12 protein-coding genes and 2 pseudogenes are annotated in these 19,103 nt (G+C 54.6%); 8 read left to right on the forward strand and 6 right to left on the reverse strand.

Features of this window, described 5'->3' with window-relative positions; genetic code table 11:
• Positions 1 to 9: 9 nt before the first annotated feature.
• The 3 genes from RJT37_RS05250 to RJT37_RS05260 form a co-directional block, all read right to left on the reverse strand.
• Entirely contained in the window at positions 10 to 822 is an 813-nt protein-coding gene (locus RJT37_RS05250; protein WP_313688384.1) for an ABC transporter permease, read from the reverse strand.
• Positions 822 to 1,613, reverse strand: a complete 792-nt coding sequence (locus tag RJT37_RS05255; protein ID WP_313688386.1) for an ABC transporter ATP-binding protein — start codon at positions 1,611 to 1,613, stop codon at positions 822 to 824. The genes RJT37_RS05250 and RJT37_RS05255 overlap by 1 nt, the downstream gene beginning before the upstream one ends.
• Before the next feature lie 68 nt (positions 1,614 to 1,681).
• Positions 1,682 to 2,947, reverse strand: a complete 1,266-nt coding sequence (locus tag RJT37_RS05260) for an ABC transporter substrate-binding protein (protein ID WP_313688388.1) — start codon at positions 2,945 to 2,947, stop codon at positions 1,682 to 1,684.
• 357 nt (positions 2,948 to 3,304) lie between these two features.
• On the opposite strand from RJT37_RS05260, the pseudogene RJT37_RS20505 reads away from it, so the two are divergent.
• A pseudogene (locus RJT37_RS20505) lies at positions 3,305 to 3,671 on the forward strand (transposase).
• Between the two features lie 214 nt (positions 3,672 to 3,885).
• On the opposite strand, the pseudogene RJT37_RS05270 reads toward RJT37_RS20505, so the two are convergent.
• Positions 3,886 to 4,829 (reverse strand): annotated as a pseudogene (locus tag RJT37_RS05270) (transposase).
• Positions 4,830 to 5,370: 541 nt separating this feature from the next.
• Here RJT37_RS05270 and RJT37_RS05275 point away from each other — a divergent pair.
• Positions 5,371 to 6,138, forward strand: a complete 768-nt coding sequence (locus tag RJT37_RS05275) for an IclR family transcriptional regulator (protein WP_313688392.1) — start codon at positions 5,371 to 5,373, stop codon at positions 6,136 to 6,138.
• A gap of 2,082 nt (positions 6,139 to 8,220) precedes the next feature.
• Here the strand turns inward: RJT37_RS05275 and RJT37_RS05280 are convergent.
• On the reverse strand, positions 8,221 to 9,234 hold the full coding sequence (locus tag RJT37_RS05280; RefSeq protein ID WP_313688394.1) for a tyrosine-type recombinase/integrase: 1,014 nt from the start codon (positions 9,232 to 9,234) through the stop codon (positions 8,221 to 8,223).
• Between the two features lie 334 nt (positions 9,235 to 9,568).
• Here RJT37_RS05280 and glmU point away from each other — a divergent pair, with 334 nt between their 5' ends.
• Both glmU and glmS read left to right on the forward strand, forming a co-directional pair.
• Complete coding sequence (glmU, locus tag RJT37_RS05285; protein ID WP_313688396.1) at positions 9,569 to 10,747, forward strand: bifunctional sugar-1-phosphate nucleotidylyltransferase/acetyltransferase; 1,179 nt, start codon at positions 9,569 to 9,571, stop codon at positions 10,745 to 10,747.
• 1 nt (position 10,748) lies between these two features.
• Positions 10,749 to 12,566, forward strand: coding sequence for a glutamine--fructose-6-phosphate transaminase (isomerizing) (gene glmS / locus RJT37_RS05290; protein WP_313688398.1), 1,818 nt, complete (start codon positions 10,749 to 10,751; stop codon positions 12,564 to 12,566).
• A gap of 11 nt (positions 12,567 to 12,577) precedes the next feature.
• Here glmS and RJT37_RS05295 read toward each other — a convergent pair whose 3' ends face one another.
• Positions 12,578 to 14,737 carry a hypothetical protein gene (locus RJT37_RS05295; protein WP_313688400.1) on the reverse strand — a complete coding sequence of 720 codons (2,160 nt, stop codon included), beginning with the start codon at positions 14,735 to 14,737 and terminating at the stop codon, positions 12,578 to 12,580.
• 168 nt (positions 14,738 to 14,905) lie between these two features.
• On the opposite strand from RJT37_RS05295, the gene RJT37_RS05300 reads away from it, so the two are divergent.
• Genes RJT37_RS05300 through RJT37_RS05315 form a run of 4 tightly spaced genes read left to right on the forward strand, consistent with a single transcriptional unit; the run spans position 14,906 to position 19,059 of the window.
• Positions 14,906 to 15,283, forward strand: a complete 378-nt coding sequence (locus RJT37_RS05300) for a response regulator transcription factor (protein WP_313688401.1) — start codon at positions 14,906 to 14,908, stop codon at positions 15,281 to 15,283.
• Positions 15,284 to 15,321: 38 nt separating this feature from the next.
• Positions 15,322 to 16,446, forward strand: coding sequence for a HEAT repeat domain-containing protein (locus RJT37_RS05305; protein WP_313688402.1), 1,125 nt, complete (start codon positions 15,322 to 15,324; stop codon positions 16,444 to 16,446).
• A gap of 2 nt (positions 16,447 to 16,448) precedes the next feature.
• Positions 16,449 to 17,876 (forward strand): glycosyltransferase family 2 protein, encoded by a 1,428-nt coding sequence (locus RJT37_RS05310; RefSeq protein ID WP_345785386.1) that lies wholly within the window; start codon positions 16,449 to 16,451, stop codon positions 17,874 to 17,876.
• Between the two features lie 31 nt (positions 17,877 to 17,907).
• Positions 17,908 to 19,059 carry a sensor histidine kinase gene (locus RJT37_RS05315; protein WP_313688403.1) on the forward strand — a complete coding sequence of 384 codons (1,152 nt, stop codon included), beginning with the start codon at positions 17,908 to 17,910 and terminating at the stop codon, positions 19,057 to 19,059.
• Positions 19,060 to 19,103: the final 44 nt, after the last annotated feature.

The raw sequence follows: 19,103 nt of genomic DNA on the forward strand, positions 1-19,103 counted from the left end.
ACTCCTTGATCACCCTGTTATTAAGTCAGAATCTTGCCAATATACTAATCGATCCTGCAAGATGAATAGCGTAAATAAAAGGATTACTCCGGCGAATGCCATTATTCCAACCACAGCGAGTGCTAAAGCAGGGTTGCTATTCCGAAGTGCGAAGAGAGTCAGTACGCCAAGTCCTTCATCAGCCATAACAAATTCCGCTGCAATTGCACCAACTGCTGCAGTTATACCGCCTACTTTCAACCCGTCAAAAATATATGGGAGTGCGTGTGGTATCCTGACAGCTTTGTATTCCTGCAATGTTGTAATATCCAGAGAACGCATCAATCGTTCTAAATCCTCGTCAATGCTTTCAAATCCTTCAATAGAGTTGATTAAGATAGGGAAAAACCCAATCCACGCAGCGATAAGATATTTTGGGTTAACAACAGCAACATAGAATATTATAACTGGCGCAAATGCGATCCGCGGAACTGAATTCCCGCCAATAAGAAGCGGGATGAGCCCCTCTTTAACAGATTCATCCATTGAAATGATAAGCCCAAACCCGATTCCTGTTACCGCAGCTAAAGTGAACCCCACTATGCTCACCCATAACGTCGTCATTAAATTGCTGATAATAAGCTCTCTCAGTCTTAAAAATTCAGATACCACTCTGGTTGGCGAAGGTACTAATAGAGCGGGAAAAACTCCGGTTACTGTAGTGAGTAAATGCCACAGTAGTAGAAATCCGGTTGTACCTGCGATTGGATACATCCAGTTGCTAGTTCCTCTAAGGAATCTTGATATCGACTTAATCTTATTTTGGGTTGCTTCTTCAGACATTATTCCTCCCGGAAGTAAGAGTATATTTCACTATGCAGTTCTTGATAGCGGTCCTGTTGGCGTGTGTACTCTATATCACGTGGACGGTCAAGATCGATTTCAATAATTTCCTCAATTGAAGTAGGCCGATCACTTAGAACTATTACTCTATCTGAAAGAAATATAGCTTCATCTAAGTTGTGAGTGATAAAAATGATTGTTTTATTAGTCTTGCGCCAAATATCTAATACCTCTTGATTCATAGTATCCCTTGTCAACGCATCAAGAGCGCCAAAAGGTTCGTCCATAAGGAGCAATTCTGGATTGTGAATGAGACCCCGACACACAGACACCCGCTGTTGCATACCTCCAGAGAGTTCACCTGGTAAGTTATCGCTAAAGCCTTCTAGTCCCACTAGCTCAACTAGTTCGTCAGCTCTGTCTTTGTAGGCCTCTACACTCTGCTCTAGTTTTCCATTTGCATTGAGGATTTCAATGGGGAAGAGAATATTATCTCTAACGTCACGCCATTCTAAAAGTACTGGTTCTTGAAACACCAGTCCAACATTATGTTTCTCGTGGGATTCACTCTGAACGTCAATACCGTTGAACGAAACGCTTCCTTCTGTAGGGGGAATTAATCCTGCTGTCATATGCAGTAATGTCGATTTCCCACATCCAGATGGACCAACAACGGAAACAAACTCTCCTTTATTAATTTCCGCGTCGATATTGTCAACGGCATGAACAGCGGTGGGTGCTTCGCCATACACCTTACTAACACTTTCAAACGAAACTATTTGTTCACTCATATCAGTAGGCTATCTTCTTATTTTGATTTGTGACGACACATACAAGAATATTTCATAAGTTTCGCTGCTTAGAGGTTTAGTTGATCAAAGTCTGGATTGTTGTTTTCAAATACATCGTACCACGGTTGTGTTTTTTCCGTTACTTCATTGAACTCTTCATCAGTAAATGTGGCAAGTTCAGCATTTTCCTGCAATCGGAAATCTGCTGCTGTTTCTACTGATGCCTGATCAACACCAAGCAGATTCGCCTGTTTCTCAAGACTATTAGCTAGTACATCTCTATCTAGAGAACAGAGACCATTTTCCCGCGTCTGTTCAGTTAAATTAGTTCCTGCAATTCCTGCTTTGAGTGCCTCCACTTGAGTAGCCTTATTCCCCGTCTGGAGAGCCGGATTAACATCTTGGCGCATTACCTCAACCGTCTCCTCAGGATGGAGCATTACCCATTTCATCGCACTTGAGTAACCCTCCAGTAGTCGAGTAGCATACTCTAAGTTTTCGTCTGATTCATTTAGCCAAGGTTCGTTGACAAAGAGAGTATACCCATATAATGGCAGTAGATGATACATTGGTTTGATACCAAACTCGATACCGTCAGGAAGGGACTCAATGATAGTCGGGTGGATGTTTAGGGACGTGAAAATCGCGTCTGAATCACCCTTAGCAAGGTTGGATGGAGCAGTCTCAATAGATACGAACGTTGCTTCGTGATCATCTGGGACATCTGCTAGCGTCGTATAAAGTGGCCATTGTTGTTCTGCAAGAGCTGATCCTAGAATGATTCTTTTTCCTTGGAGACCGTCTCCTGTCGGACTATCAATTCGGTCTTTTCGGTACAAAAGACCGAATTGGGTACGAGCTTTTGCGGTTCCTACAATTTTGAAATCAAGATCTTCAGAGAAACCGGTTATTTGGGGCGTTATTGAAGCCATCCCAAAGACTTCCTGACCAGTCCCGACCCTTCTCATTGTATCACCGGAACCGTTACCGTCACGGACTGTCGGAGGCGTTATTCCACTTTCGATCCAATGACCGTCACCTTCAGCTATACGACATATACTATAATTGACGTTTGCTTTCCAAGCTGTTCGGAAGGTAACGTTTTTTACAATTCGGTCGTCTGATGAACTCTGCGTTTGCTCTCCTCCTTCTTGAGAGGTTTCTGTAGACGTTTGTGTTTCTTCTTGTCCCTCATTAGTCCCGGAGCACCCAGCTAAAAGTCCTCCAGCGAAAACACCGACAGCTCCCTGGAAAAATTTCCTTCTGTCTATATTGTCTGGCAGAAATGGGTCAAGCTTTTCTTCTGCATCTTCTTCAGCAGGATCTCGGGTCACGATAACCATCAACACAATGCCCTTATTTAAAGTTTTGGGTAGAGGGTTCATTTGGGGTGGAATTAGTAATATCACGTGAATAGCGGAATATCGTGAAGACTGAGATAATAGCATTGTGTGTCATAAAATGACTCTATGAAAACCTGCAATTAAGCCTCTGGCAGGTGAATCAGACCTTGCGATAGCGAGTTGTTCGGACCGGCTGGTCGAGAGTTCCTGGTGGAATTCCCTCTCTGTGATGCTGATTGAGCGATCCTGGAGGCTCAATTCTCGGTGATTCACGCTTACGACGAGCAGATCGAGAAGATAGAGAAGAAGGCTGAACGGAAGGTACTGGAATCGCCAGCAGCCGTTGGGGTGCTGACGATTCCTGGTGTTGGGCAGTACACTGCTGCTGTAATCGTCGCAGAGGTTGGTAAGATTGACCAGTTTGATAAGGCCCCTGAGTTACGCTGGGCTTGATCCAGTTGTCCACCGGACCTGTGACAAAGAAGTGCGTGGGAGCTTCAGCAAAGAGGGCTCAGCGCCGTTGCGCTGGGTCCTCGTCCCGTGTGCCAGCATAGCTGTCCGGTGTGACGAGTACCTTGAGAATTTCTACACACGGTTGAAAAAGCGGAAGAACCACCAAATCGCAATCGTCGCAACGGCTCGGAAGATTCTAGACTCAATCTATCATATGCTCACGCGGAAGGAAGCATACGATCCGCCGGAGGTGAGTGCATAAGCGATCCGTCAGACCGCTCAGCCACGGTTTCGATTTTTGTCCGCACAGCGACCGCTACCGCAATCACGTATCTCAGCTTACCGGGTGATGAACTCCATCGAGATCATTCCTGTCTGGTGATTCGACGTTCCACATTCGGGTGAGCTGTACCCAACTCTAATAATTATGCTTAATCACCCGCCATTTCTCGTTGTAGAATTTTTATTGTTACATCTCATAATATCCCACAACCTGAACCGTTTCCTCGCTCGTACTTGGTGCTGGCAACGAGAAGTCGGAGACACGGCGTCATAGACCTCTGTTACTGTGTGGACGCGGCTCGGGGCACGTCCGCGCCCCAGGCCGCAGCCTTTGATTGCGTCGTCGGGTCTTTTGCCCCCTGTCCAGTTACTGTACGTCTTATTCAAAATAGACTGTTTCAGTTGAGCGTCCCCCGCGGCCAGCAGGTGGTCGTGCCAGTCGAGCCTACCGTAGGTGCTGTCTGCAAGTATCCAGATGGCGTTTTGACGGCGAGTGCATAACACGTGACGCGCATCGTCGTCATCCGAGATGCTTGCTTGGTTTGGGTGAATTCCACCGCAATTGAGATCTCTGAACCGGTTGAGACGATTGTACTGCCGAAGCCGTGGTAGTACTCCTCGGGTGATGGATTGTAGTTCCACGGTCCAGCGTCATTGTAATAAAACGTTTTAACATAGTTGAATCGATAGAGTATGTTGAATCGAGTAGGTCGCCCCGCACCTGCTCGACAAGCCTATTGAATACATCGTCGTTATCGCCGTTTTAGGTTGGTAAGAAAGCGTCTTATGGGGCTTACAGAAGGCGACTTCGCGTGTCTGCAGTAGTACCACAGAAGCGTATACTGAAGTTCTCGTTTAATCGGACGCGTACCCTGGATGTCCTCGTAATAGCAGTGCAGAAAGGCGCAAAAGAGATTCAACGGGTGATAAACTTGTGTTTACCCCTTGCACCGGAGGCGAACATATCGTACTTCAGCAAAAACTCGAACTCAGGATACTCGACTGATGGTACTGTCTCGGTTGCAGCTCCATTGAAGAAACCGACTGAATCCACTTCTTGAAGAGCGTCGAAGTTGTTTGACGCAGCTTTCAAGCCTTGTAATTCTTTTAAGCGGCTTTCTGTGATGCACTTCTCCATAATCCAATCCTCTGATATTCAAACCCTTCACAAAATACCGAATTAATGTTCTGCATTGAGCCAACAGCTTTTAGTAATTAAGCAGTAGAAATAACAAAGTTATTATAATTATTCTAATATCGAATCTGAACTTCCACGAAGGCACTGCCAGATTGAAGTTGAACTGTTGGAGTTCTTCGATGGAAGCAGGATGCTACTCCAAAAACTCCAGGTTGATGTAACGAGTTCCTCCGAGTTGGAGTTTTTGCAATCTCACTATCCTTGCACGGACGGATCTGGGCGGTGAAATCAATTATACTGACCGCAACATCGTTGAGAAACTCTTTAAAATGTATACTATGCGGATCGAACGCTTCCACGAAACTTGGAACGGCAGTCAGTCAGCACCGAGCGCTAGCTGACTGCCTATACAGCCTACTACGACTATCATCGCAGCCATCAAACGCCCGGAAATCAGCCGCCAGTTGAAGCACCCAAATAGAGAGGTCAATCTGGGGTAGCCTTACGAACAATTATGTGGGATAGATGTTTATCCCAAACTATGGGGCTTGATAAACCGCCAAATCGGCCCGTGAAGACGGCAGACACTATATTCGGAATTGTCGAATTTCTCTTGGAAAGCGGTGGATCAGGAGTGAAAGAGATTGCCGAAAGTCAGGATTTAGCCCAGAGTACCGTTCATAGCCACTTGGCGACTTTACTGGACCATGAATACGTAGTAAAAGAGGGAACGACCTATCGGCTGAGTCTCAAATTCCTTGATCACGGAATGGAAATTAGAGAACGTCTTCGTCTAACACGTGCGAGTCAGAGGATAATTGAAGAACTCTCTGACGATACTGGAGAAGTAGTCTGGGTAGTGGTTGAGGAACACGGCCAGGCACTGTATCTATTGAAAAGCAGTGGTGAAAACGCCGTTCAAACCAGGGGAAGGGTCGGTAGGCGAACGACTATGCACGATATCGCCGCTGGCAAAGCTATACTTGCTCACCTCCCAGATTCTACCGTGGACGATATTATCGAGTCGTTTGGTCTACCTGAAAGAACTGAGAAGACGATTACTGAAAGGGAAGCGCTATATCAGGAACTCAAAAAAATCCGAGATCAAGGTTATGCGACCAACGATGGCGAAACCACCGAGAAAGTCAGAGCGGTCGCTAGTGCGGTACTTTTTGAGGGAGAAGTATGCGGTGCCGTTGGTATTGCAGGACCTAAACACCGTCTGACCGGGAAAAAATTCCATGATTCGATTCCAAGCAAAATCTTAGAAGCTGTTGATACTATTGAACTCAACCTTGAGTATTGGTGAAAGACAAAATTCGGTATTTACAGAGTAGTCATACACACCACATAATGTTGCGCAGATGCTCATCAAATCGGTATAAACCATAAAATAACATATGTACATCTGTTATTGATCAGAATACAAGCAGCGGAATATGCAAGATGGAAAATCGATCAGGTAAAAATCCTCAAGCTATTGATAACATAATATAACATTTTATATATGTCCAAGAGCTTCGGGAATAGCGAATCTGAAATTGGAAGTAGAAAGGTAGCGAGCCTTAACTGAGACTGTATATTGGCGATATATTTTGAACATCAACCGTGAGGCAATCACGTTGGTTTAGACGAAGTCTCTGCTTGGACTAGGTGTGTAAATTGGCAGCATCCCAACGCGGTAAACACCGTTTTGTTGGATCATTCACGGAATTCTGTGGGATATTACCGTTTATGCGCCATAATGCAGAAGTATTCATAAACCTCTACGACCAGATTTCGATTTGTAACGTCACTCGACTCCTTTTCAGGAATTAGGAACAAATCTTTTCTAATCAACCAGTCACTGATGAACTCACCCCAACTGAAATCCGTCGAGCTAGGCTTTGAGACGTATTCTGCACCACCGCCAATGTGTATGGCTTAGACAGCTCTGCTGTCCCCAAGACTTTCTAGCGAACTAACGATTTTGCGACCGGTTCTTCGGATATTAGTCTGACAAATTATAGTGACAATTATTTATACTAATGCCCGTACGCTGACGGCAAAACGCTGCCGACAGTAACTGATCGGGATTATATCCTCCGTTGCTAGCGTTTGGCCATGTAGCTGTATTTGGATACACAGATTCAGCGATGATCCAGAAACTTTCGATGTAATCAGTGGTAATCTGTTTCGCTATAGACTACAGGATGGCATATTCTGCACGCCTGAGATTGCTGGTGTAATCAGGCCAAAATACGGTTCAAACGGCGTTTTATACATAGTATACAACAGTTTTGGCGATGATCTCGGTATTAATCGAAGTATGGTATAGTCCGAGTGTGATTTTGGAAACCCACGTAAGGGCCTTTCCGGTTATCCAAATCGCGTTATGTCAGAGGGTAGGGCGTTCGAGTTCAGAGTGTCTATGCCCGAATTCAAAAGTTTTAGTATGTGTAACGATCACCTGAACTGCAGTTTGTGGAGCGCAAGTTGGGTGATTCAAGTGGGCACTGTTTATAAAATTCCTTAATGTTTTCTTATAATACAAATAAATTTTCTGATAAATGAGGAAGTGCTTATAGTCTTATTGCTATTCATAACTGGATGTATGAAGTGACTCTACAGCCCGTAACGATGATAACAGCGGATAAACTCGCAGTTAACGAGAAAGTGATCTGCATCAACGCCGACGACTACCAAATTAATGTTCCTGCCATTCTTAAGCCATTAAGACATCGTATTTCGAGCTTTTTTGGTGAAACAAAAAATACGATGGATTTTGACCGAACGTCATCGGTGACACCTACTCAACAAAAGTCGAATTTCGCGTGGTGGTGCCGATTACCTGGTAAACGCCTTTGAGAAGATAAATACTTATTCCAGATTGTGTCACGCAAGAATTAAAATCCAGTAAATTATGTAGTTTTATGTATGTTATATCAAAAATATTTGTATTCAAATAATTTAGGCAGGTCGAACTACGGACATCAGAATCGTGGCTCCAAGCGCTCGTAGTCCGCCAGAACTCACGTCAAAATTAATGCGGCTCTATCAAAGGTTTGAAACAGATAGTAACCTTTTTATACATCTTTTTGTCTCGATCACGCTATTTCGACGGAAGTCCGGTACGTATCTGGTATATCGTTGGAAGAAATTTACTAATAGTTCTAAGGTTAATGGCTTGATATTTGCAGGGTGACTTCTTCGTAAAACACCGTCCATCATTTGTCTCTCCTACTCGGTTGACCATAGTCCCGTACTGAGACGGGCCTGTAGACTGGAATATAGATGTGCCATCCTTTCTATGACATCCTCTGTGTGAGCAGATAGTAATGAATGATTTTGCCTTAGAGGGTGGAGGTCCTTCTTCATCGTTATCCCGTTCTAGCGGCTCTATGACTGATTATTACTCGTCTGGGAGGTATTGCCTCCGTTGTTGAAGTTTCTCTACCTTTGATCGTTGGTCATAGTGACGGTCGAGCACATCCAATCCCACATTCATTCTGGATCCGACCACCTGTTCTGGGGTGTCTTCCTGTAGGTGGTAGGTGATAGATCCACGACGGATAGGATGAGGACTCAACGCAGAGGGGCAAGCGTATGCCTGTGATGTTGGCAACGCTTCACAGATCTCTGTATCCCGATTATGTGGACACGTATCTCCATACACGCAGGGCCGCGTATACTGGTACGCTATAGTTCGTGCGTGATTTCGACTCAGCCGATCTTGCTTCGTTGCGAATAGAGGATTTCGATCGTGGTCGTCAACGGTTCTCGGGTGATTGACATTAAGCCAATCGTCCAGAATAGTACATACCGGATCACTAAGAGCAACTAACCGTTCACCTTGAGATCGGTTCTTCAGTGACGTTCCTTCATCAGGACGGTGAACTAAGTCGAGATACTGTTCGGTTGAGTCATAGTCTTCGATATCTAGTCCCACTGCTGCACCGATACGCAGGCCAGTATGCCAGAGGACCGACAATAGGGCGTGCTCAAGAGTTGCATATCGGTATTGATCAAGATGAGCAAGCATCTTCTGAGCACGGTCAGGGTCAAGCATCTCTTCCCGTGCGTCATCTTCGGTTGTCGTCGGCAGGATAATCTGCTCATCAAGACCTTGTTCCACACCGTCGATGCTAGCACAAAAGCGAAAGAACGTCCGTAGCGTGGCGAGCTGACCTTTCATCGTAGCCGTTGCGAGATCATCCTCATCTCGCCGTTTTGTGCGGAAACGATGGATATCACGTCCGGAAAATTCGTTCAGGTTTTCAATACCTTCTCGCTCACACCATTCGACGAATTGTTTTAGTCGATAATTGTGTGATTGAAGTGTTGCTGCGGCAACTTCGTGACGACGATTATCAAGGTACATTTGTTTCGCTGTGCGTGGATCAAGGGGTTCGAGTTCGTCTGACATCGTCTGAGACCTAGAAGCCGGGGGCGACGATGATTCTGAGCAAGCGTTAGAGTGCCTGTCTGCGGATATAACGGATGGCTGAGAGTGCGGCAGATTCTGGATTTGCCCCCACAGGGCCCATCGGGACCTGCGCGATTGCGGCCGAACTGGTGCCGGCCCGGAGGCCGCCAGTCGTCGCCTCGTGCTCGCAGACCTTTCGACCAGGTGTGGCCGGAACCCCGTCTTTTTATTTTTCCGAAGTTACCCTCTCGGCCGGTACGAATCTGCAACTCGCGGCAGTGCGGCCGACAGGAACTGTGAAGGCATTGATATGCCTCCGTTCCTACCCGGGAGTATGGGCAGTGATCCGACAGCGGCGGTAATTTTGGCGGCTGGTGCGGGGAGGCGACTCCACCCGTTGACCAGACGGCGACCCAAGCCAATGATTCCGGTCGCGAACCGGCCGATACTGGAGTATATCGTCGAATCGGTGGCCGACGCCGGGATCGAAGAGATCGTCTTCGTCGTCGGTTACGAGCGGAATCGCGTGCAGACGTACTTCGGCGACGGCGACGACTGGGGCGTTTCTATCCGGTATGTCGTCCAGGAAAACCAGCTGGGAACGGCACACGCCGTGGCGCAGGCAGAACCACACATCGACTCGTCTTTCGTCGTCCTGAACGGCGACCGAATCATCGACTCGTCAGTCGTGGCCGCCGTCGGAAACGCAGTGGAAAGCGGCCCCGGAGAACACGCGATGGCCGTCACGCGGGTCGACAACCCGCAGTCGTACGCCGTGGTCACGACCGACAACGAACGGATACAGACGATCGTCGAGAAACCACAGCGAGATATCGAGTCGGAGTTGATCAACGCCGGAGTGTACGGATTCACGCCCGCGGTCTTTGATGCGATTCGGGAGACTAACCCGTCGAGCAACGGCGAATACGAACTCCCTGATACCCTCACGCGACTGATCGCGACCGACGGCGTGCAGGCGGTTCCGTACGGCGGCCCGTGGCACGACGTCTCTTTCCCCTGGGATCTCCTCCCGATTACCGACCTCGTGCTCGACCGGATCGACAATCAGGATACGGGAACAGTCGCCGCCGGAGCGCAAATCGACGAGCGAAGCGTCCTCGCTGACACAGCGTTCGTCGGTGGGAACGCCGTCATCGGCGCCAACACCACCGTTGGCGAGAACGTCCACATCGAATCGAACGCGACCGTGAAAAACTCCGTTGTGTTCTCGGACGTGTCGATCGAGGCCGGCGCGGTACTCAAAGACTCGATCGTCGGGGAGGGCGCCACCATCGGCGCGAACACCACCGTTCGCGGGGGAAGATCCACGATTGCTGTGCGTGGAGAGCTCTACGAGAAGGTCCGACTTGGGGCGGTCGTCGGCGACAACACACAGATCGGCGGCGGCGCGGTGCTGTCACGGGGAACCATCATCGGAAACGAGGCGACGGTCGGGGAAGGGTGTCTGGTAAGCGGTCGAATCGGCGACGGGGAAACGGTCCGGAGAGGGTAGTATGTGTGGGATTATCGGCTACATCGGTGATCGGCCCGCGCTCCCGATTCTCTCGACAGGGCTTGCTAATCTGGAGTATCGCGGGTACGACTCGGCGGGAGTTGCGCTCACCGGCGCGGAATTCTCGGTGTTCAAGAAGTCGGGCGAAGTGAGCCAACTGCAGGGGATCCTGCCGGACACGACCGAACACCAGCAGGGAATCGGGCACACGCGGTGGTCGACACACGGTCCGCCGACGGACGAGAACGCGCACCCCCACACCGACTGCAGCGGCCGCGTGGCCGTGGTGCACAACGGCATCATCGAAAACTACGACGCGTTACGTGAGGAGCTCTCGGAGCACAGCTTTGGGAGCGATACCGACACGGAGGTGATCCCGCACCTGATCGAAGCGGAACTCGACAGTGGCGCGGAACCGAGAGCGGCCGTCGAGGCGGCGCTCGGCCGGCTGGAGGGCACGTACGGGCTGGTGGTGACGATCGCCGGCGTCGACGAGCTGTACGCGACCCGGCAGGACAGTCCGCTGGCCATCGGGCACGGTGACGACGAGACGTTCATCGGGAGCGACGTCACGGCGTTTCTCGAACACACGCGCGACGTCACGTATCTCGACGACGGTGACTTCGCCGTGATCGACGATGCGGGTGTCTCGATCTATCGTGATGACGAGCTGGTCGAGCCGTCGATCGAACAGCTCAGCTACGAGGCCGACGCGGCGGAAAAAAGCGGGTACGAGCACTATATGCGCAAGGAGATTCACGAGCAGCCCCGCGCGCTCAGGCAGACGATCTCCGGACGTCTCGACCCCGAGAACGGCCGTGTCGACCTCGAGATCGACCTGCCGCAGGAGTATCTCCGTTCCGTCGAGGAGATCCAGATCGTCGCCTGCGGAACGTCGAACTACGCCGGCCGGTACGCCGCCGCCCTTCTGGAATCAGCTGTCGACGTTCGGACGACCGTCGAAGTCGCAAGCGAGTATGAATTCGTCGGCGGCCGTGATCCGTGGCGAACGCTCGTTATCGCCGTCACCCAGAGCGGCGAGACGGCCGACACACTGTCTGCGATCCGGAAAGCGAGCCGTGCAGGTGCCAGAACGCTCGCTGTGACTAACACGCTGGGGAGTACCATCGTTCGGGAGACCGACGAGAGCGTCTTTATCCGTGCCGGCCCGGAGATCGGTGTCGCGGCGACGAAAACGTTCGCCTCACAGGTGGCGACGTTGACCATCCTGGCGGTGTATATCGGACAGACACGCGGCACGATTCAGTACGATACGGCCGTCGAGCTGGTCAGCTCGCTGCAGCAACTGCCGAGTGCCGTCCAGACTGCACTCGATCGGGAAAAAGAGGTGCGGGCGGTCGCAACCGAGTTCACCGAGAAGGACGCCTTCTTTTTCGTCGGTCGCCACCTCGGGCGGCCAGTCGCGCTGGAGGGCGCACTGAAACTCAAAGAGATCTCCTACGACCACGCCGAGGGGTTCGCTGCCGGCGAACTGAAACACGGGCCGCTGGCACTCGTGACTGCGGAGACGCCCGTACTCGCGATACTGACAAACGGCGCTCGCCCGATCGAAACGGCAAACAACGTCAAAGAGGTGCAGGCGAGGGGCGCGCCGGTCGTCGGGATTACCTCCGCCAGCACGCAGAACGCCGCCGAGTCGCTGAATCTCCACACGGAGTTTCCGGTCCCGGAGATGGGGCCGCTGGAACCGCTCGTCGGGAACGTGTACTGGCAGCTGTTTGCCTACCACGTCGCAAACAACAGGGGGCGTTCCATCGATCGGCCGCGGAACTTAGCGAAGAGCGTGACCGTCGAGTAACGGAGACCGAATCAGGGGAGCTGGTCTCGGAGAACGTGATACGACTCCTTGAGCCGCTCCCGGTATGCCGGCTGGTCCCACGGCTCCCACGTGTACTCGACGGAGTCGAGGACGGTTCCGTCGCTTCCCGGCAGCTGGTCAGTCAGGTTTGTCGGGCCATCGACGGCCACGGCGTCTCCGTCGCGGTCTCCGTCCGGCAGGAACGTTCCCGCACTGAGTGTGACGCCATCGAACGGGACTGGACCGAGGCTCTCCTCCCAGTCGGTGGCGATCCGCTGTTTACTCGAGGGGTCCGCGACGTTGAGCAGGATCCAGGGCAGCCGCAGCTCGATACTGTTGCTCGCGGGATCGACGTGCACGTCGGTGAGCGAATCGTACGATTCGGCGTCGGGATTGCCGTTTCCATACCGGAGCCTGCCGGTCTCGACCGCCTCGAACGGCACCTCTTCTCCGGTCGCCGGCACCGTGTAACCACGGTTGATGACTTCACGAACGGGAACGAATCCGGCCCTCCCGTCGCGGTACTCCTCCAGTGGAAGCCCGGCTTCGCCGCCGAACTCGCTGGCGAACGCGTCGTAGCTCGATTCGACGAGCAACCGCGAGTCGGTCGGCCCCGCCAACCGGACGACGAAGTCCGCCCTCGCCTCTGCATCCACGCCGAACGGCAGCGCCGTCGTCCGGTCGGTCAATCCGATGGTGATGATTGCGTTCAGTCGTGTCCAGTCCACCGGGTCGGGCAGTTCCTCGAACCGGAGCCGGCAATTGAGCCCTTCGACGTCGTGTGTGACACGCAACTCCCGGAGCGTTCGCTGTGGCTCCGCATCCGTGGACTCGGCGGCTGTCACCGACTCCGCTCCGTCCCAGCCTGCCTCGGAGCCGTCGAGTACCACCTGCTCGGGCGGATCGAACGCCAGGAGGCCGAACCGCTGTTCCGGCGTCTCGACGTTGGACCAGAAGGGCCGGCGGCCCGGGACGGACCGCGCGTCGAGATTCCACGTGCGTTTGAACCACTCGTTTTGCCACGCGAACATAATCCCGCCCGCGGTGTCCGCGTGCGAGATGTCCGCAAACATCGCAGCGACGATCTCCCCCTGTTCCTGCTCCGTGTGACCGCCCTGATCTCGCCCGTGGACGTTCCGGTGTGCGAGGCCGCGAGAACTCGGGACGCCAAACTCCGATACCAACACGGGCAGGTCCGTTTCGTCGACGAGATCGTTCAGATAGCCGGCGAAGTTGTTCCGCTCGCCGCGATGGTCGGTATACTGGACGTACTCCGGCGTCTCGTTCAACAGATCCGGATAGTACGGGTAGACGTGATACGACGCCAGCGTGCCGGCCTCGAATTCGGCTGTGGGATCGATTCGATCCGGATCGAGGCTGACGCGGTCCTCGTTTGCGAACGGTTCGTACGGATGGTCGAGCGGGTCCGCCGTGACCCAGTTGACGAACGCGACCGGGCGCTGGACGCCGTAGCCGTCCATCTCCCGGGTTGCGAGTCGATCCATCCGTCCGGCCAGCCAGCCTTCGAACGGCGTCCCGTCGGTCGTCTCGAAGTACGTGCCGGCGTACGGACTGCTGTCCCCGCGCTCGTTCGTCTCGGCCACCACCTCCGGCGGCCATTCGATGCCGAAGAGGAATCCGAGCGTGGCGTCGCTCACGTCGGCGTCGTAACGACCGGCGGCGTGGCCAGGCCGGTCGGAGAGCATCGCATCGCCGTGAACGACATCGACAGTCCTGTCGAGTTCGGCATCGACCGTTTCGGAGATCGCCGTCGCATCGCCCGCCGAGAGGAGTTCGGCTGTCGGGACCCACGTCCCCTGTAGCAGCAAAAGCGGCTCGGCTGCCTCGTCGTTGTACGCTGCCAGTGCGCGATAGAAACTCGGCGGATGGATGGTGTACGTACGGACGACGTTGGCGATCTCGCCGATCGACGCCAGCCACCGGTCGTACTCCGACCGAGTGATCGCAGCCTCGCCCGGAAACCGTCCCGGTTTCGCCATCCCGAGGTTGACGCCGCGGACGGACAGCGGACGATAGCCTCCGTCGGTTCGGCGTTCGAAGCCCGCGGCGCCGACGCGAAACGACGGACGAACACCCTGCTCTGCAGTACAACCGGCGGCGCCGACGACCCCCACGGCGCCCAGCGTCGAAAGGAACTGGCGTCGATCCACACCTATCTCGCCCGGTTTGGATTCGCGGCACAAAAACGGCCAGGATCTGCCGGATTCTCTCCCAGCGGCAGCCCGAATTGACAAAACATTTTGGCTTGCAAGTGATAACTAAACTATCCTGGTGGGGTCCCCGGTTAGCGGTGGATACTCTCTCAGTTCGTGCGTACGATGTCACAGGAGATACTCACAGCAGACGACGATGAACCGATCCGGCTTTTAGTCCGCCACCGCCTCGAAAGCGCGGGGTACTCTGTTCGGACCTGTGAGGACGGCCGCGAAGCCGCCGATCTGCTTGAAGGGGGGTTCGAGCCCGATATGGCGATCTTCGACGTGATGATGCCGCGGTTGGACGGAACCCGGCTGCTTCGGATGGTTCGGAACGACGAATTTCCGGTAGATCCGGAGCTTCCGATCATTATGCTGACCTCCCGCGGGCGTGAAGAGCACGTGCTGGAAGGCCTCGAAAGCGGGGCGGACGACTACGTCACGAAGCCGTTTCGGGCTGCGGAGTTGTTAGCTCGCGTCCGGAAGTGTATCGATGATTGATTATTACTCGGTGACAGGGGTCGCAGTACACCAACAGTATGGCTGATGTCGTGTCTGCGTTCGGCTACAGTGTCCCGCTTACCGTCGTCGTTGCGGTCCTCGCGTTGGTGATCGGCATCGCGCTCGCCGTGATGTTCTGGCTCACGACGGGCTTGTCGGTGTACCGTTCGGTGCAGGACACCCGGCGGCAACGCGTCCGAGACGAACTGCAGAGTCGTCTTCTCGACGGCGTATTCAGCCCGGATCCGGACTGGGGGCCCTGGGTGGCGGGTCTGTCCAGTGTCGAACGCGATGTCGTCGAAGACCTCTTAGACGAGTATCTGCGCGAACTCGATGGCGAGAACGTGAAGCGCCTTCGAGAACTCGGCGCGGAACTGGGGATTCCCGATCGGTCGAAACGCCACCTCGAGACCCGCGGCGAGTACACGCGTCTTTACGCGTTGACGTGGCTCACCCTGTTGGGCCGACCGGACAAACTCCACGCAGCTGATTTCACCCCCGGAACACCGCGAGAGCGGGCCGCGGTCGCGCGGCTTCGCTACGAATCCGATGATCTCGACTCGGCCGCAGAGGGGGTCTCGATTATGCTGGCCGACGCAACCTCGCAGTTCTCCGTGTTCGGACAGGACACCCTCTATCGGATCGCCATCGACGATCCCGGTGCGCTGTTTGAGGTGGCACAGGAAACCTATCGGAACTGGTCGCCGTCGCTTCTGACCCAGGTCCTGACCGTCTGCCAGCATCTCGGGACGAGCATCACGACGGAGGATCTCTCCTGGCTGATCGGCACCCTGGAACACGAAAACGAGGCCGTCCGCGCGGCGGCCGCCCGGGGGCTCGGCAACGTCGGCTGGCGATCCGACATCCGAACCGACCCGCTTCTCGAACGGTTACTTCGGGATCCCTCTCCCAAGGTCCGCGGTGCAGTGTACGAGATGCTCGCTCGGTGGGCCGACCAGCAAGCGTTAGAGACCTTATCAGCCGCACTCGTCGACGAGGATAATCCCCGGGCCCGACTCGTCGGGACGAACGCGCTAGTCACGCAGGTCGACTCGCCGCCGGCCGATGCGCCGCCGGAACTGGAAAACACGTGGGTCTGGAGCCGCGAGCACCTGGAATTTGATCAGAGAGCCCGTCGTCCCGGGACCCGGAGTGTGTCCTGAGAATGCACACGTGGACCCATCTGCTCGTTCAGACGCTCGTCGGATTCGGAACGGTCGTCATCGCCTACTACCTCGTTATCAACGCGTACTATCTGGGCATTCACATCCTCGCGCTGTTCGAACTCGACGACGAGGTCCACGAGTCGAAGTGGAACCCGCCGTTCCGCGATTTCGCCAGCCCCTTTTATCCGGGCATCGGGGTTGTCGTCCCCGCCTACAACGAGGCCGCCACGATCGTCGAGAGCATCCAGTCGATGCTGTCGCTCAACTATCCAGAACTGGAGATCGTCGTGGTCAACGACGGCTCGACGGACGAGACACTCGAGCGCCTCCGGGAGAACTTCGCTCTGGAGGCGGTTTCGGCCGACATCCCGGTCGACATTCCGGCCGAAGAGATCTACGGCGTCTATCGGTCGACGACCTACGAGGAACTCCTCGTCGTCGACAAGGCAAACGGCGGCAAAAGCGACGCCCTCAACGCCGGCATCTGGCTGACCGGGATGCCGCTGTTCTGTGCGGTCGACTCGGACACGATCATCGATCGCGACGCCCTGCTCCAGCTCGTGAAGCCGTTCCTCGAACGCCCCGAGACCGCCGTCGCCTCGGGCGGGGTGATCCGCGTCGCCAACTCCTGTACGATCGAAGACGGGATCGTGAAATCCGTCTCCCTCCCGAAGACGGGGCTGCCGGGACTGCAGGTGATGGAGTACCTCCGCGCCTTCTACTCCGGCCGGCTCGGCCTGAACCGAATCAAGGGGCTGATCCTCATCTCCGGCGCGTTCGGCCTGTTTCAGACGGAGGCAGTCCGGGAGATCGGCGGGTACCGCCACGACACGATCACCGAAGATTTCGACATCGTCGTGCGACTCCACCGATATCTCGTCGACGAAGGGCGGGAGTACACGGTGGATTTCGTCCCGGAACCGGTCGCGTGGACCGAGGTCCCCGCCACACGACGCGTCCTGGGTCGGCAGCGCCGCCGCTGGTACCGCGGGATGGTCGAGACGGTCGTCACCAACCGAAAGATGCTGTTCAACCCGAAGTACGGCCGCGTCGGGACCGTCGTCTTTCCGTTCTTCGTCGCTGCCGAGATGTTCGGCCCGCTGATCGAGGGCCTCGGGTACATCGTCCTCCCGCTGGCGTGGTACTTCGACATCCTGAACGGCGGGTTCTTCCTCATCTTCTTCTTTCTGACCACGGGACTCGGGGTGTTTCTCTCGTGGTTCGGCGCCTTCAGCGAGGTGTGGAGTTTCAACCGGTACGACAGCCCCTGGCAGATCCTCAGGCTTCTGTGGTACGGTATCCTGGAGAACTTCGGCTACCGGCAGTGGAAGACCGTGGTCGCGTGGCAGGGCCTCGTGGAGTACCTCAAGGGGGTCGATTCCTGGGGCGCGATGGAACGGACCGGCTTTAAAACGTCAGATGATTAGACATATGGGGTTATCGATCTAACCGGTCGGTATGAGTTCTTCTACGTCGTCGACGTACTTCCGCGATCTCTACGAGATCGGGATCGATCGCTCGCTCTCACTGGAAGAGAAGATCGAGCGGGCGATCACCATCGGGCGGGACCGACTGGACGTGCCCTACGGCGTGCTCTCGTACACCGGCGGCGGCGACTACGAGATCATCGACTCGACGTTTACCGACGGCGACTACGTCGCCGGGTCGGTACACGACCTCGACACCACGTGGTGTCGGCACGTTGTCGGCGATCAACAGGTCCTCGCGATCTCCGATGCGGCGCATTCGGCGTACAGTGACGACGTGGCTCGCAACGCGACGAACCTCCAGTGTTATATCGGCGGCCCGATTCTCGTCGACGGCGAATCCTACGGGACGCTCTGTTACTCGGGGGAAGAGCCGCGCAGCAGCGAGTTCACCGAAGACGAAAAGCAGTTCGTGCGGCTGTTGAGCCAGTGGATCGGCTACGAACTGGAGCGGGAGAAACACTACGAGATCCTCGACAGACAGAACGAACGGCTCAACGAGTTCGCTGGGGTGCTCACGCACGACCTGCGCAATCCGTTGACCGCGGCCCGTGGCTACACCGAACTCGTCTCGGAGCTGGTCTCGGACCCCGAGAAGGGGTACCTGGAGACGGTACTCGACTCTCTCGATCGGATGGAGACGCTCATCTCCGAAACGCTGTCCCTCGCTCGGGAGGGTGGCGACGTCGGCGAGCGGGAGCCCGTCGACCTGCACGCGGTCGCCCGGACTGCGTGGGACACGGTCAATCCGAGTGGGGCACACCTCGAACTCGACGCCGACAGAGACTTACTCGCCGACAAATCTCGGCTCCGACAGCTCTTCGAGAACCTGTTCCGGAACGTCGGCGAACACTGCGGCGACGACGTGACGGTACGCGTTCGCGGCACCGACGACGGGTTCGTCGTGGCCGACGACGGCCCGGGACTGCCGCAGTCGGTCGCCGACTCGTTTTTCGACAGCGACGCCGAACCGGATCACATCGGCCTGGGGCTTTTGATTATCGAGCGGGTCGTGTCCGGCCACGGCTGGGATGCACGCGTCGAGGTCGACGACGGGACACGATTCGTCTTCTCCGGTGTCGGCCGAGTCACGGAGACGATCAGCGACGAGCACCGGTATTAGGGAGCCTCGCGGTACGAGGGGGTGTATCACGATATACGGGGGCG

The organism is Halobellus marinus (assembly GCF_032113415.1).
Taxonomy (GTDB): Archaea; Halobacteriota; Halobacteria; order Halobacteriales; family Haloferacaceae; genus Haloquadratum; species Haloquadratum marinus.